This is a genomic window from Kitasatospora sp. GAS1066B, assembly GCF_041262605.1.
In the GTDB taxonomy this organism is placed as follows: Bacteria; Actinomycetota; Actinomycetes; order Streptomycetales; family Streptomycetaceae; genus Kitasatospora.
Genome location: NZ_JBGCCO010000036.1, coordinates 34957 through 49217, shown reverse-complemented (window position 1 = coordinate 49217; position 14261 = coordinate 34957). Strand labels below are relative to the sequence as shown.

Genomic DNA, 14261 nt, shown 5'->3' with positions numbered 1-14261 from the left:
GTCCGTGATCGTGTAGACGGTCTGGCGGCTGACGGTGGCGGTCTTGAGGTCGGTGCGGTATCGCGGGATGCGCACGGCCTGGACGGCGTGGGGAAAGCTCAGGTCGAGGCCGGTGATGGTGAGTGCCCTGGTCGCGCGGGTCTCCTTGCGGCCGTGGCCGGCCTCGCGGTTGTAGCGCCTCGCGGTGACGTCCTTCCGCGCCGAAGCGAGGTTCTCCTCCAGCAGCGCGGCGAACGGCAGACTGTCAGGTGCGGTCATCGTGTTGGTCTCCTCTTCGTGACGTCAGACATCTCGAAGGATCAACCAGTGGCCGTTCTACGTTCTCAGGCAACACCCGCTACCGGACGAAACCCCCGGAACGGGTGGAACCCGTACACCACTTCCCTGGACGCAAACCACACCGGTAACGGCGTGGTGCCAAGCTCAGGGGAAAGCCCAAGGACTCCCGTTCCATCCGGGAGTTACCGGCAAGGGGAAGACCGGACGGGTGAACGCAAGTGAACTCCCGATGATGCCTCGTGATCCCAAGCCCCGCCGATGGAAAGCACCAGCGGGGTGCATGGCTGGCCGCTGAGAAGCGGCAGGCGCTGGCCGGTAGAGGTCACTCCAGCCAGGTGGACACCGCCGCCTCGGGGTATAGGGAGCACCCACCCCGGTCGCATCTCACTCGTGTGGAACGTGGAAACCCCGTTGGGGTCCGGGCCGTCGTGGCTCGGTCGGCCGACCGTGAGGAAGGCTCAACTCCCCAGCGGGAACAGGACGGCCCAAGAAGCCAACGCCGGAAGCCGAAAGGAAAACGGGAACCCGGGGCAGCATGATCGGCCTCTCCGCCGGTCGCCCCGCATAACCGTCCGGATACAGGCTGCTGCCTGGACCCGAAAGGGTGCTGACGTGGGCCGGGTGAGCCTGTGCGGACTCACTGGACAACGACGACGGAACCGAGGGACAAGTTGGACACCATGACGGATGCGGACGGAGCGGCCTCGGCCGTCCCGGCCGCCGCCGCGACGGTGAACGGACCCGAGGGCGAAGACCTGGGCTGGGTGTCGATCGACTGGCGCCGGGCCGAGGAGGACGTACGGCGTCTGCGGCAGAGAATCTTCACGGCATCGCGGGCAGGGGACCTCAAGAAGGTCCGCAACTTGCAGAAGCTGATGCTCCGTTCCCGTTCGAACACGCTCCTGAGTGTGCGGCGGGTCACGGAGATCAACGCTGGACGCGCGACGGCGGGAGTCGACGGGAAGGTGGTGCTGCTTCCCCAGTCAAAGGCCGCGCTGGCCCCCTGGGTCCGGCACCAGGCCCGACCCTGGACTCCCAAGCCCGTCAAGCGGGTGTTCATCCCCAAGCCGGGGACAGCGAAGAAGCGCGGCCTCGGGATTCCCGTGATCGTCGACCGGTGCCTTCAGGCTATGGCACTGGGCGCACTGGAACCCGAGTGGGAAGCGCGGTTCGAGCCGAAGTCGTACGGCTTCCGGCCCGGCCGCGGCTGTCACGACGCGATCGGGGCCATCTACTCCACGCTGAACGGGAAGAATCCGCAGCGTGTGTGGGTGCTCGACGCGGACCTGACGGCGGCGTTCGACCGTATCGACCACGCCCGGCTGATGGCCGCGCTCGGCACCTTCCCCGCCCGGGGACTGGTCCGGCAGTGGCTGAAGGCCGGGGGCGTGGATCGAGGTCGATTCGCCCCGACCGAGGAGGGAACTCCGCAGGGAGGGGTGATCAGCCCGTTGCTCTTCAACGTGGCCCTGCACGGGATGGAGGAAGCCGCAGGGGTCAGCTACTACACCGCCGGCCGAGACGCCGGCAGTGCGCAGAGCGGAAGTCCCGTGCTGGTGCGGTACGCAGACGATTTCGTCGCGATGTGCACCAGTCGTGAGCAGGCCGAAGTGGTCAAGGAACGGCTGGCCGCATGGCTGACGCCCAGGGGGCTCGCCTTCCACGAGGACAAGACAAGCATCGTCCACGCGGAGGTCGGGTTCGACTTCCTGGGATTCAACGTCCGCCGGTATCACGGCAAACTGCTGATCAAGCCGAGCACAGCGGCACAACGACGGATCCGGGAACGGCTGCACGCCGAGATGCTGGCCCTGCGAGGGGCCAACGCTGCGGCCGTGCTCAAGAAGATCAACCCCATCGTGCGGGGCTGGTCGGCCTACTACCGGACGGTGGTGTCCAGCGAGATCTTCACGGCGCTGGACAACTACATGTGGACGCTCGCCTACAAGTAGGCCAAGCACAGCCACCCGAACAAGCCGAAGCACTGGGTCTCCAGCAAGTACTTCGGCCGGTTCAACAAGGCCAGGAAGGACCGGTGGGTGTTCGGCGACCGCGACAGCGGTGCCTACCTGCTCAAGTTCTCCTGGACGAAGATCGTCCGGCACCAGTTGGTCAAGGGCAGGGCGTCTCCGGACGACCCAGCCCTGGAGTCGTACTGGGCCGAGCGGCGTCGCAAGGGACCGCCTCCGCCGGTCGACGGCATCACCGTGCGCCTGCTTCAGGCCCAGCACGGTCGTTGCCCGGTCTGCGGAGGGTTCCTGCTGCACGCCGACCACCCGCCGCGAAGCCCCCACGAATGGGAGTCATGGCGGGCCGTCATCAGGAAGGCGATCTCCAAGCAGTACGTCGCATTCCTGTGCGGAAGCACGCCGGGCGATCAACGAATCCGTCTTCTCCACACCAGTGTCAACGGCGGAAGGGAGCCGCCGAGCTGACGAGTCCAGTACTTCGCCTGCCCGCGAGCCCATGGGGCTTGCTTGAGCCGTGTGCGGTGAACAGCTGCTTGCACGGTTCTGAGGGGGCGGCGACGCAGCAATGCGTCCCCGCTACCCGACTGGTGATCGGGCTCGAACGATCGGCGATCGACACCCTGGTCGAACGCACGACCCGATTCACGGTGCTCGTCCACCTGCCCCGCCAGGACGGCTGCGGCCTTGTTCCCCGCACCAAAAACGGGCCACCCACTGGCCGGCTACGGCGCCATGACGATGGTAGAAGGACACACTTGCAACGACCATCGGCACCTGCCCGAGCAACTATGGCGATCGCTGACGTGGGACCGCGGCAAGGAACTGTCGGCACACGCCCAGTTCACGATCGAGACCGGCGTCCCGGTCTACTTCGCCGACCCGCACAGCCCATGGCAGCGCGGCACCAACGAGAACACGAACGGCCTGCTCCGCCAGTACTTCCCGAAAGGCACCGACCTGTCCCGGTGGACGGCTGAGGAGATCGAAGCGGTTGCTGCCACGCTCACAGCCGACCCCGCAAGAGCCTCGACTGGAAGACTCCCGCCGAAGCCCTCAACGACCACCTACTATCGATCCAACAACTCGGTGTTGCGACCACTGGTTGAATCCGCCTCGCGAACCCGCGTCCGGGTGGTGCACCAGTTCCTTCGGCGCGCGTGGGCGGGCGGCCCTCGTGGTCGTGCTGCCACAGGCCCATGTCCAGTGCGTTGAGGACGAGTTGGGCCTCCTTTGATGTTGTGGCGGACCAGCCGAGGATGCGGCGCGAGAAGGTGTCCACGACGAAGGCGACGTAGACGACGCCCGCCCAGGTGGCGATGTGGGTGAGGTCGGCGACCCAGCATCGGTTCGAGGCGGTGGCCACGAACTCGCGGTCCGCCAGGTCCGGAGCACGCTCGGCGCCCGGGTCGGCGATCGTGGTGATCACCTTCTTGCCGCGCACGGCGCTGGCGATGCCGATCTCGCGTGTCAGGCGCTTGATGGTGCAGCGGGCCACCGCGTGTCCCTGCCGGCTCAGCTCCCGCCAGATCTTCCGGGCCCCTTAGACACGGTAGTTGGCGTCGTGCACCCGCTGGATCAAGGTCTTGAGTTCGTCGTCTCGCACGGAACGGGCGCAGGGTTCGGTGAGGCGCTTCTTGTGGGCGTAGTAGGTGGAGGGGGCGATGCTGCACTCGTGCTCGGTGAGCACGCGGCAGATCGGCTCGACACCGCCGAAGCGGTCCCGGTGCTCGTCGATGAACGCTACGAGCGTAGGTGTGGCCGGTCGAGCTCGGCCGCGAGGAAACTCGCCGCGGCCTTCAGGATGTCGTTGGCCCGCTTGAGTTCGGCGATCTCCTTCTTCATCGCCTTTGATCTGCGCGGACTCCTCCGTGGTCGTCCCCGGACGCTGCCTGGAGTGGACCTGGTCCCGACGCACCCAGTTGCGCGGCGTCTCGGCGGAGCCGATGCCCAGCTTCTGCGCGACGGCCCGCGATGCGGCCGACTCGTTCGGGTAGTCACCGAGGACCTCGGCGACCATGCGCACCGCACGACAGCGCAGCCAAGGCGGGTAGGAGGAAGGACGTGCCATGACTCGAAGTCCTTACACGAAATCGAGTCCCCACCGAACCCGGGGCGGTTCAAGCAGCATCCTTGCCTGGTCTGCGCGCTGCCGCGGACGCCTCCTCAGCTCGTCCAGGACTTGAGCTGAGCGGCGACCTCCCGCACAGGAAGGCCGTCCCGCGCTGCGCGCGCGAGCGGGAGGACGGTGTCCAGTCCGGGGCTGACCGGCAGGTTGCAGGCCGCTAGGTACGCGGCGGTGACGGTGGCCGCGTACAGCAGACTGCGCACCTCCAGCGAGGGGTTCCTGGCCAGCTCGCACAGCAGCGCTGCAGCCTTGTGGTGCGGCTCGGGGTAGACCTCGTGGTCCAGGATCTCCGCGCGGTGCCTGGTCTCCGCCGCGACTGGAACGCCGTAGTCGACGACCTGCGGGTCCCCGGGGATTTGCTGGGCAACGGCCAGGATCCACGCGAGATCGACCTTCAGGTTCACGCGGCGTTCCTTGGCGCGTCCGCCGCCGCCCGGGCGCCGAGACCCGGGTACCGGTCCTCACCGAACTCCGCCTCGAACTCCGCAGCATAGGACGCCAGGAATGCCTGGGCGGCGGCCATGAACGCAGCACGCGACTCATTCACGTCCTGCTCGATCAGATCGGCCACGTACCCCTGCAGGCTCAGGCCCCGCCGCTTGGCCCGATCCTCGGCAGCCGCCCGCGTACTGTCATCCAGTCGGATGTTGGTCTGCTTGCTCATATCTCGAGCATAGCTAGCACTTGATACCACCGCATAGCAAACGGCGAAACACCCGATCCCCGACGCGGGTCCGGCGAACGGGATCGCCGCCCCGGACAGGCCTTGGGCGGCCTGCAGCCCGGCCGCTTCTACCTGATCGCCGGAGCCCCCGAGGCTGGCGCCAGCCCTCCTAGCCTCCTGTGCCGCCCTTACCACACCGCCCTCGACCTCCACCTGTCTGTCCTGTACGCGGCCCACAGCCTGACCCGCGAAGACGTCGCGATGCAATCGGGTGCGCCCCAAGAGGACGGCCCCAAGCGCGCGGGTCTCTGGTGATCGTCGGCTCGTGGCCGGGCGCAGTCGGACCGGCGGTTCCAGGGGCGGGGTCGGCGGCTGGTGGCGGGCGGACGCGGCGTGGAGCGTGGACCGGCTGAGCTACGGGGTGAGGTCGGTCCGCGTGTGCGAGGCAGCAGCCAGAGTGGCAGCTTGATCAGATCTTCCGGGGAGGCGCCCGCCCTGGGACAGGTTCACCGCCCGGCGTGAGCCTGTCCACGGCTCGTGACAGGGTCTGGGCGATCTCGTCGGCGGTCTCTCGCGGGGAGACGGCGGCCTGCTCGGCCACCTTCGACACGGCTTCGGCGGGAAGCGCCGCAACGGCCTCGCCTGGGTGCGGTATGACCGTGGCCCCCGCTTGGCGGGGGCACGGTTGCTGTGGGGTTTGGGGTGGGGGTTAGAGGAGGTGGGCGGTGCTGGCGGTGTGGTTGGTGTCGCCGTTGTAGGTGGCGGTGTAGGTGAGTATTCCAGCCATCTTGCTGCAATTTTCTGCAAGAATTTGCACCTGTGGGTAGGCTCCTGCCATCCAATGGACGACAGTGCATGACTGCCCATCAGACTGCCTGTCTCCCACGATTGGAGAGGAATCGCCTGTGCTACGCCGCCTGCTCGTTCTGCTCTGCGCCATACCGCTACTCCTGGCAGCCGCCTCCAGCGCCAACGCCTCGATCCCACCCCACTACCGGATCGGAACCCCCGATCTGAACGCCTACTGCGCCTCGCGGGGTGACACAGCCGCAGTCCTCGACGGCCCGACCGCGTACGACTGGCACTGCGTCACTTCCCAAGGCGCACGGTCCCGGATCTACTTCGACGTTGCCTGCCAGCAGCAGTACGGGCAGGGCAACACGACGGATCGCATTGAGAATTTCTACGATCCCACCTCTGTGTCCTGCTGGCGGGTGGCATCGCTGGTCTACGTGCCCCCCAATCTGGCGGCCTACTGCCAGCGGGCGTTACATCATGATGGAGTGGTGCTGACCGGGGCGACCGTCTATGACTGGCACTGCGTGGACTACAGCCGCGCCGGAGCGAGCCTGTACGGCATCAGCATGCCCGATGTGTGCATCTGGTCATCCGGCGGCTACCGCGCTGTCGACCGTTTCGTTGACTTCTACGCCCCGAACTCCTGGCGGTGCTTCATGTGAACACCCAGGGGGTGATGGCGCTCTCTGAGTGGACGTTAAGCCCGTTTCTGGTAGCGGCCTCGTCCGGGTTGGGTGAGGAAGCATTGGCGAGTGAGGCGTCCGAGGGCGGCTGCGGGTGATGTTGACGGACGCCTCGTCGGTGGGCACGCCCGTGAGAACCGCCGCTGACATGTGGCATCGATCGAGACGGATCGGAAGGCGGTGACCAGCGTGCACGAACGCCGCTACCGCTCGGACACCACCGACGCCGAGTGTGCCCTGGAGCCCCTGCCACCTGTTCCGGCCTGCCGTACCGTCCGCGGCGGCCGCCCGGAGGCGCATCCGCGACGCGAGATCATGGACGCGATCTTGTACATCGTCGACAACGGTGCGAAATGGCGCTCGCTCTCACGAGGGTCGAGCGCAGGCCGACTCGTTCAGGCTGGCTGCTGTGCTGTCGGCTCTTACGGCTTGTCTTCTGCTCGTCCGCCCCGATGCTCTGCACCAGGTCGCCGTCGGCTGGTAGGCAGCCGACGGCGACCTGTGCTGTGGCAGGGAGGTGTATGGGCCACGCAGGCGAGCGCGCCGAAGCTGCATTCGGCGGGATCCCTCAGTAGGGCTTGTCGCCGCTGATGTTGCCCCCAGGCCCGTAGCGGGCCACGACGTACCACTGGTACAGCTGACCGGGGGCTTGCAGGTGGCCGTCCGCTGGGCAACCCGTGCTTCCCCGCGGGGAGCAGGTGTCGCTGACGGTTGTGCCCTTCACCGGGGCCTCCGCCACGGCGATGCCGATGCTGGTAGTGGCCCGCCAGACCATCTGGGTGTAATGGCCGACTTCGCCGTTCAGAGTACTGTTCGCTTCCCGGAGCTGAGCCGCAGTGGGGAACCTCCCGCTGTCGGCCTCGAGGAGGAGTGCATAGGCGGACTTCTCCGCGGCCCAGCGCTCGGCGGCCTCGGTCATGACCCTGCGCCGCGTCGCGGCTACCTCGGCGGTCCCGTTCGCGTCGTCGGCGGTGACGGTGACGGTGAAGTAGGCGAGATTCTCCCCGGTGTATCCAGTGACGGTCCGACCCTCCGAGTCGGCATAGGCGACAGTGCGTTGGGTCTGTGTGGAGTGCACCAGACCCCCATCGCGCAGGGCCAGGCTGTCAGCCCATGCCTGAGCCTGGGCATCCAGCGTGAGGGACTCCCGCAGCGCGGGCAGCGGGGCGCGGGAACTCTCGTTCACGACCGCGGGAACGCTCGCCCGCTCGGTGTTGTGCACGGCGATGGCCCCCGTCCGGTCGTCCGGCTCGGCATGAGCCCCCTGGGCCGGCAGGCTGAGGGCGGGAAGGACGGCAGCGATGCCGAGGCCGGCGGCGGTCAGACGGATGCGAGAGGACATCACGGGCTCCGAGGATCGTCAGGACGCGGCCGAGCAGTGCGAACCGCGATATTCGGTGGGGGAGACGGACTGGACAGCGTCTGCTGGCCGATGGCTGTGCTCGTAGAGACATGTCGGTCGCGCCTGTCTGACGCCCAGCCCGCATGTTGGATCACCCGATAGGTGCAGTGATGACGGCCGCGCCCAGAAGCCCCGCTTCCTACGCCCAGCTCAGGCCCAACTCGGCGAGCGTGGCCAGTTGCTCCTCGGTGAGCTTTGCGCGGCGGATGTTGGTGTTGGAGATCCAGATACCGAGCTTGACGGCATGGTGCCGCCCTTGCCGTCATCCAACCCGTGCCGGTGCGGGTCTTGTACTGGGCGAAGGCGGCCACGCCCCAGACGATGTGCCGGCGCTGGCGCTCCAGCCAACAGCAGCCTGGGGAACCATACGTAGTGCTGCTGCCAGGCCGGCAGGGCCCTTGGGCGCCCGCTGTTCGCGCAGGTGTAAAGGGGACCGGGTGGTGGCCGTGAAGCGGGCGTAGCCGATCAACTTCGCCGCCAGCCTCTCGCCGCCCATCGTGCCGCGGTCGACCCCGACGAACGCCCGCGCCGTCCCGCCGACGGTGTAGGTCAGCAGCCCGTCCGGGATGACCGTGCCGCCGTTGCCCTCGCCGTAGCGGTGGTAGACCTTCAGCAGGAAGTCCAGCGGCGCGCACTCGTCTCCCGCCGCCTGGGCGCCGGCCACGAACGCCACCTGCGTGCGCGTGACCGTGCTTTTGCCGTGCTCGGTCAGGCATCAGGCCGGCAGCCGCCAGGACTGCGCCAGCACCACGCCCTCAACCAGGACCTCGCCCTTCGGGGCTTTCCCCGCTTTGTCTCCCCGCGGGCCGGCCCAGTGGGGCAAGACGGGGATATCTTCCCCACAGCCTCGGCAACCGGCCCGCAGGGCGAGCCGTACCAGGCGGAAGCCCAAGGAGGAGACGATGCCGGTCCTGCGAGACAAGGAATTCCTGACGGAATACCTGAAGTTCACCATCGCCATGGTCGGCCAGTTCGGCGAAACCGTCCCTGAGGCCCGCCCGGAAGGCGGCCCGCCCCGAGGACGGCCGCGCCCGGACGCCATGCCGCCCCCGGTCATCATCCCCGAGCACCGGGTCGAAGCGTTCATGAAGGCCCTGCACAACTTCGTCCACAGTGAGGGCCTCCGATACGGCTACCGGCCCTCCACCGCCGTCGTCCAGCAAGGCATCCCCGACCAAGGATTCGGCTCGCAATTCGATCAGAGGAACTGGACGACGACCTACACAGTCCCCCCGGGCCCTCTGGAGGCGGACCCAACAGCGGTCCATTGCTCCATCGGCGCTCTGCACGAGTGGTTCCACTTGGAACTGGAGCAGGACCTGGCCCGGCTACAACTCGCCGAAGGACTGACGGCCAAGGACACCCAGACCACTCTCAGCTACATCGACTCCCCCGAGACCCTCTTCCCCCTGCCGACCATCGAAGCGGCTCTGCGGCAACCTCCCCTCGATGCCGGGGAGAAGAAGGCCCTGCGGGGCCACTACGAAGGGACCTACGGAGGGACCCGGCGCCAACTCGGCCTCGACCGATGGCGGCCTCAGCTGATGGAGGACAGCCCGCACACACGGTGGCTGGTCAAGCAAACGGACCCGGCGCTACGCGACATCGAGCGCAGGAAGGAAGCCCTCCTACGACTTGAGGAAGTCGTCGCGCTGATCAACATGTTCAACAGGTACCCTCCCGCAGTCAGGCTGAAGCACCCGTTCGATACCAAGGACCTGTCGCCGGAGCAGCAGAAATACGCCGCGGAGCTCTACGCGCCGCTGGCGGAAGAGAGGGACCCCGTCAAGAAGGTCGAGCATCTGGGCAGGTACTTGACGGTGATGGGAAAAATCCTCGGACAGAAGTACTTCGAGGCATACAACGCCTACGTCTCCGGAAGCACCCAAGAGCGCTACGCCCGGGGAGGAGAAGCGCTCTACCACCAGGTCCTGGGCTTCGCGCCGACCGGCGCGCGTGTGAGCATCCCGGAAACGCGCGCATGGGACGGCCAGGCGCTCAAGGCCCTTGAGGACGCCGGCCCGATGTCCGTGACCTTCCATTCGCCCAGGAAGGTGAAGCCCGGGCTCGAAGCCGGACCGCACCCGGCGATCGTCGACTTCCTCCTCGCCTGCCACGATGCCGTCGTACGCAAGCGCAGCAAGAACCTGGCCGTGGAGGCCGCGCTGACCGTCGCACGCAAGAAGGCAGCACCTTCCCCGGTGGCCCGCCAGCAGGACGCCGACACACACGCCCCCAACACCGCCCGCCGCTCTCCGCCACCTCATCTCCCACCGCCGGACCCCCCGCACCGCAGGCATGGAGTCCCCCCGCGATAGCTTGCTCCGTTGCGTTTTGCTCCGCTGCGCTCGGCCTCGGCCCGTCCCGGTCGTCCAGCCGCTCCACTACCTCGTCCCGGACTCGGCGAAGCCCCGTCAACCGTCGTCCTCGGATCTCCTCGGCATGCGTGCGGGCCGTGCCGTTGCCCTCGCCGTAGGAGTGGTACAGCACGGCCAGCGCGCTGCGGGACATGGAGCTGTATGAGAGCCGGCTGACCGAGAAGCAGGGCACGCTCGGGGCACGCCGAAGAAGACGCCGCTGCCGCGGCCCCCAAGCCCGCCCAGCCCAAGCGGCGCAAGCCGGTCCCCTCGAAGAGCGCCAACGCGGGGATCTGGGGGCCTGACCGAGCTCGGCCTGGACGCCGCCGCGGCGACCCTGCCGGTTGGCCGGAAGATGGGCACCGCGGGCCCACTTCAGTGGTGCCGCGCGTCCGGCTTGCCGGAGCATGACGCCAGCCGCCCGCCACCCCGATCCGAGCTGGTTGCGGAAGCCATCCGCTCGCTGAGCGGTTTCAGCGCACGCTCTGCGAACGGAACCGGTGGGGGTGGGTGGGGTGAATGGTGCGTCCGGTGGGCGGGCGTGGCGCAGGACCGAACGACCCAGGGAAACCTTGATCGTTCTCAAGTTCGCCATGGCGCACTTGGCCTGGAGCCACCTGCGACCAGCCTACAGAGCCCGCCGGTCCTCGGGTTCAGAAAACGGGTTGCAACGGGTGACGCCGTTCGCGCCGGTGGCGCGCAGCTGCCGTTGTTGGCGTCGCGGGGAAGGCCCAGTTCTCCGGGCCCACCTCGGTATGTCTCCCGAGGCAGGAGCTCGCATGGGGAGCGGAAAATAGGTGTACGCCGGGGATGAGCGGCTGGCTCACAGACCGGGTAGTCCGTGGCTTGCCGGGTTTGGCTCGCTGGATATGGACAAGGAGGCGGCGAGCCGTGACGGATATCGACTACCTAGAGGACGGGAATATATTTCCGCGTGAGCTGCTGACAGGTTTGGACCGCATGTCAGTCGCCGGTCGTACGCAGGACTACCTCCCGTCCGCGGCGCCTCAGTACTTGGGCGCCGCGGGCCAGAGCGCTATTGCCGCGCTACGGATGCCGTTCTTAGGGCCGCTGAGCGCGGCTGTTGGCTTTGTCGTGGCTGCCACCCAGAACACCTCAGCCGAAGCCAGGTACACCACGAAGGAGGTCGTGGGGCTCACGAACGTCGCTCTCAACAGCACTGTCGAGATATTCTCCGAGGCCTTGGGCGACCAGCTCCGCGATCTTCGCGACCTCACGCTGATGATGAGGTCCGTCACCGGCGACAACGACCCTGTTGTCCTGCCGAGTGAAAAACGGCCTCAGCTCGACAACCCTGATGCCAAACCGATGTCGGACGAACACAACATGCGCCAGGCGCAGCAGTCCGTCAAGGATGAGAGGGTCAAGGACAGCGATATCCGGGACATAGCAATCGGGTCTGTGCTTCGGGTCAGCGAAGGTGTACTCGGCGATTCGGTGACGGTCGCCGCGACCCATGGTGGTTCAGTCGCGGGATTTATCGGGGCAAATTTCGCCCGGAACATCTACGCCGTCTGGTCCGGGCAGGGGGAACTGGAGCAGCAGCTCAAACAGATCGTCGGAGTGGAAATCAACCAAAACACCGCCATCGGTCAGTTCGCTAAACACTTCAACCAGGCGGCCAGGGATGTCGATGCTGCACGTGAGGTTGTGTTCAAGGAGCTTCAGGTGAGATTGGAGAACCCGGTCACGGGTCCTGTCACGCGCCTGCACCTTGACCGGCAGCATGGCAAGGAGCTGCTGGAGAAGTGCGGCTTCCGCCTGGCGGACGGGCGGGCGGGCGCGGCTGAAAGTGCTGAAGGCTCGGCTCTTGGACCGGAGTTCCGCCGGATCCCGACGGATGTGGACGCCCTCCAGGCAGAGCACGATGTGCAGCACAAGGCGCGCCTTGCCGGACGGCAGAAGGCCCAGGAGGGACGCGACAGGAACCTGGCGAACCTTGAGAGTGTGACCGTTGCGAACATGTTGGTCAACGAAGGTGTGGGTGCCATCCCGGTGGCGGGCCCACTTGTACTTGCCTTCAAAGATGTCGGACTCATGGTCAAAAAGACCCTGGAAGAGCGCATGAAGCAGCGTGGGGCGGTGCAGCAGACTGTCCGCGAGGGGAGTGCCGTCCTCGCCATGTCAGCTCAAAGAGCCATGTTGGCCGTCGCGGACGCTACTTCCGGAGCCGCCGTGCTCGTTCAGACCTGCTCTCAGCGCATAGAGAACTTCACAGCGCTGGAAGAGGCCGCTAACCGTGCGCGCCCGCGGGGGCCAGAAGCGAAGACGTCGGCCAACTACCAGGAGAGGACGAGAAAATCAGCCGGAACCCGGCAAACCACCCAGAGTCACGGGCTCAACTGACAGGGCGACTCTGCTTGCCGTGGACGGCAAGAGCCTGCGGGGCGTGGCCAAGGCGAACGGCCGGAAGATCCACCGGCTCGCCGCACTGGAACACGCCACCGGCCTGGTCCTGACCCAGTTGGACGCCTCACGCCAGAGCCGGCAGAGTCCAGGTGTGCGGACAACGCCAGCGAGCTGGCCATCAGGCTAGCCAAGATCCAGCAGAAGATCTCCGGAGGCTGGCGCACCGTACTCGGCGCCGAGCGCTTCTTCGACGTGCGCGGCTACCTGTCCACCCTCGCGAAGCAGGGCCGCGACCTCCTCGACGCCATCACCCGGCTCTTCGACGGCCGAGGCGCCTGGATCCCCGCCCAGCCTGACCACCAAACCGGTCACGGTCCACTATGTGCGGGACGTGACGCTGGGTGAGGACGCCTCCCGGATCCGTACCGGCCACGGAGCCCAGAACATGGCCACGTTGAGATCAATCACGATGAACTTCATGCGCAGGACAGGAAGTTCAATCGCCGACGCACGCCGCCGGCTGGCCCTCGCACCACACACAGCCCCGCTCGACCTCTTCGGCATCCCCCGTAACCTGCGTATCACGACTGAAATCCGACTTTGCATCAGCTCTGCCATCCGAGACGAGCTGGTGACCGTCCAAGCCGCCACGACGACCGGCCGGGCCAAGTGCACGGCGTGTGGAACCACCTCAACGCGGGTGCACAGCCGATACGTGCGCCGTCTTGATGACACCGCGGCGGCCAGCGCCGTGTGGTCATCGAGTTGCAGTTCGGACGGGTTCCGGCGCCAACAAGCCTACCCGCAGGCAGCGTTCGTCGAGCAGGAACCGGGCCCAACCTTCCGTCACGGACGGCGGAGCCAGGGCCTACAGACTGCTCTGAAGCAGGTGCCACCCTCATTCTCGCGGACCATACCGGCGCCCGGCTGGCGAACACGCTCGCAGCCCCGGTGAGCCGCTCTACGTTGCTGCGGCTGATACGAGTTACCCGAGAATGCACCGACTACGCCGCGCATGTTCGGTGTTGACGAGTTCGCACTGCGCACAAAGGACACAGGCTTCCGCACTGCTGCTGGTTTCTCCTACGACGAAGGCCGCTGCCGTCAGCCCTCCTTTCGTAGCTTCTCTCCTGCCTGCGGGGCGCCTTAACTTAGCTCTGCCTCCAGAGATGAGACAGGCCTTTTGGAGCAAGCCGTCACTGCACGGCAGGGGACAAGGACGTGAGGACAAGCAGTGTACGAGGGGATTGCCCACACTCGTCCGTGGATTCGCGGGGACACGCTCTACCGGCCGGTGTGTCCTTCCATAGTGCCTGCGGTGCCTTCGCTGTCACCGCGGAAGGCCCCTTCCGACAGGCCTCTGTGATCATTCCTCGTCTGGGGGAATACAGCGTGGCCAAACTCTGTGAAGGCTCGGCGGACAACAGGGCATGGTCGCATCGCGCTCAGAGGACCCTCCGCAAGGAACTCCAGCCGGGCTGGTGGCCGCGACTGTCGCACGCAGCGTTCCCTGCACGCCGTCAGCCTCCCAAGAGAGCCATCGAAAAATTGCAAGCCGATATCCTACCGACGAGGGAGCATTGACATGCTGTCAGAGAACGACAAGCCCAGCG

The 14261-nt window shown here is 66.8% G+C and carries 12 protein-coding genes and 3 pseudogenes; 7 read left to right on the top strand and 8 right to left on the bottom strand.

The genetic code is table 11. The features are described from left to right. Positions 1 to 1010 precede the first annotated feature (1010 nt). From ltrA to ABH937_RS31585, 3 genes and pseudogenes are all read left to right on the top strand, one after another. Positions 1011 to 2231: a group II intron reverse transcriptase/maturase gene (gene ltrA / locus ABH937_RS31595; RefSeq protein WP_370220199.1), complete on the top strand. Its 1221-nt coding sequence runs from the start codon at positions 1011 to 1013 to the stop codon at positions 2229 to 2231. A gap of 87 nt (positions 2232 to 2318) precedes the next feature. Continuing rightward, entirely contained in the window at positions 2319 to 2714 is a 396-nt protein-coding gene (locus ABH937_RS31590) for a hypothetical protein (protein WP_348533721.1), read from the top strand. 119 nt (positions 2715 to 2833) lie between these two features. Next, positions 2834 to 3355: pseudogene (locus ABH937_RS31585) on the top strand (IS30 family transposase); the annotation flags it as partial. An 80-nt stretch (positions 3356 to 3435) separates the two neighbouring features. On the opposite strand, the pseudogene ABH937_RS31580 reads toward ABH937_RS31585, so the two are convergent. From ABH937_RS31580 to ABH937_RS31560, 5 genes and pseudogenes are all read right to left on the bottom strand, one after another. Continuing rightward, positions 3436 to 3777, bottom strand: a pseudogene (locus tag ABH937_RS31580) (DDE-type integrase/transposase/recombinase); the annotation flags it as partial. A 12-nt stretch (positions 3778 to 3789) separates the two neighbouring features. Further along, positions 3790 to 4317, bottom strand: coding sequence for a hypothetical protein (locus ABH937_RS31575; RefSeq protein WP_280694685.1), 528 nt, complete (start codon positions 4315 to 4317; stop codon positions 3790 to 3792). 95 nt (positions 4318 to 4412) lie between these two features. Further along, positions 4413 to 4778: a hypothetical protein gene (locus ABH937_RS31570; protein ID WP_280694687.1), complete on the bottom strand. Its 366-nt coding sequence runs from the start codon at positions 4776 to 4778 to the stop codon at positions 4413 to 4415. Then, positions 4775 to 5038 carry a hypothetical protein gene (locus ABH937_RS31565; RefSeq protein ID WP_280694688.1) on the bottom strand — a complete coding sequence of 88 codons (264 nt, stop codon included), beginning with the start codon at positions 5036 to 5038 and terminating at the stop codon, positions 4775 to 4777. Before ABH937_RS31565 ends, ABH937_RS31570 begins: the two co-directional genes overlap by 4 nt. Positions 5039 to 5507: 469 nt before the next feature. Then, positions 5508 to 5693: a YidB family protein gene (locus ABH937_RS31560; RefSeq protein WP_280694721.1), complete on the bottom strand. Its 186-nt coding sequence runs from the start codon at positions 5691 to 5693 to the stop codon at positions 5508 to 5510. A 250-nt stretch (positions 5694 to 5943) separates the two neighbouring features. Here ABH937_RS31560 and ABH937_RS31555 point away from each other — a divergent pair, with 250 nt between their 5' ends. Both ABH937_RS31555 and ABH937_RS31550 read left to right on the top strand, forming a co-directional pair. After that, positions 5944 to 6498: a hypothetical protein gene (locus ABH937_RS31555; RefSeq protein ID WP_280694689.1), complete on the top strand. Its 555-nt coding sequence runs from the start codon at positions 5944 to 5946 to the stop codon at positions 6496 to 6498. 225 nt (positions 6499 to 6723) lie between these two features. Further along, positions 6724 to 6891 (top strand): annotated as a pseudogene (locus ABH937_RS31550) (transposase); the annotation flags it as partial. Positions 6892 to 7087: 196 nt separating this feature from the next. Here the strand turns inward: ABH937_RS31550 and ABH937_RS31545 are convergent. Continuing rightward, a complete protein-coding gene (locus ABH937_RS31545; RefSeq protein WP_280694690.1) occupies positions 7088 to 7861 on the bottom strand; it encodes a CAP domain-containing protein in 774 nt (257 codons plus the stop codon). A 322-nt stretch (positions 7862 to 8183) separates the two neighbouring features. After that, positions 8184 to 8585, bottom strand: coding sequence for a replication-relaxation family protein (locus ABH937_RS31540; RefSeq protein WP_280694691.1), 402 nt, complete (start codon positions 8583 to 8585; stop codon positions 8184 to 8186). A 238-nt stretch (positions 8586 to 8823) separates the two neighbouring features. Here ABH937_RS31540 and ABH937_RS31535 point away from each other — a divergent pair, with 238 nt between their 5' ends. After that, on the top strand, positions 8824 to 10239 hold the full coding sequence (locus ABH937_RS31535; RefSeq protein WP_280694692.1) for a hypothetical protein: 1416 nt from the start codon (positions 8824 to 8826) through the stop codon (positions 10237 to 10239). A 930-nt stretch (positions 10240 to 11169) separates the two neighbouring features. After that, positions 11170 to 12645, top strand: a complete 1476-nt coding sequence (locus ABH937_RS31530; RefSeq protein WP_280694693.1) for a hypothetical protein — start codon at positions 11170 to 11172, stop codon at positions 12643 to 12645. Between the two features lie 186 nt (positions 12646 to 12831). Here ABH937_RS31530 and ABH937_RS31525 read toward each other — a convergent pair whose 3' ends face one another. Continuing rightward, positions 12832 to 13020, bottom strand: a complete 189-nt coding sequence (locus tag ABH937_RS31525) for a hypothetical protein (RefSeq protein WP_280694695.1) — start codon at positions 13018 to 13020, stop codon at positions 12832 to 12834. Between the last annotated feature and the right edge of the window lie 1241 nt (positions 13021 to 14261).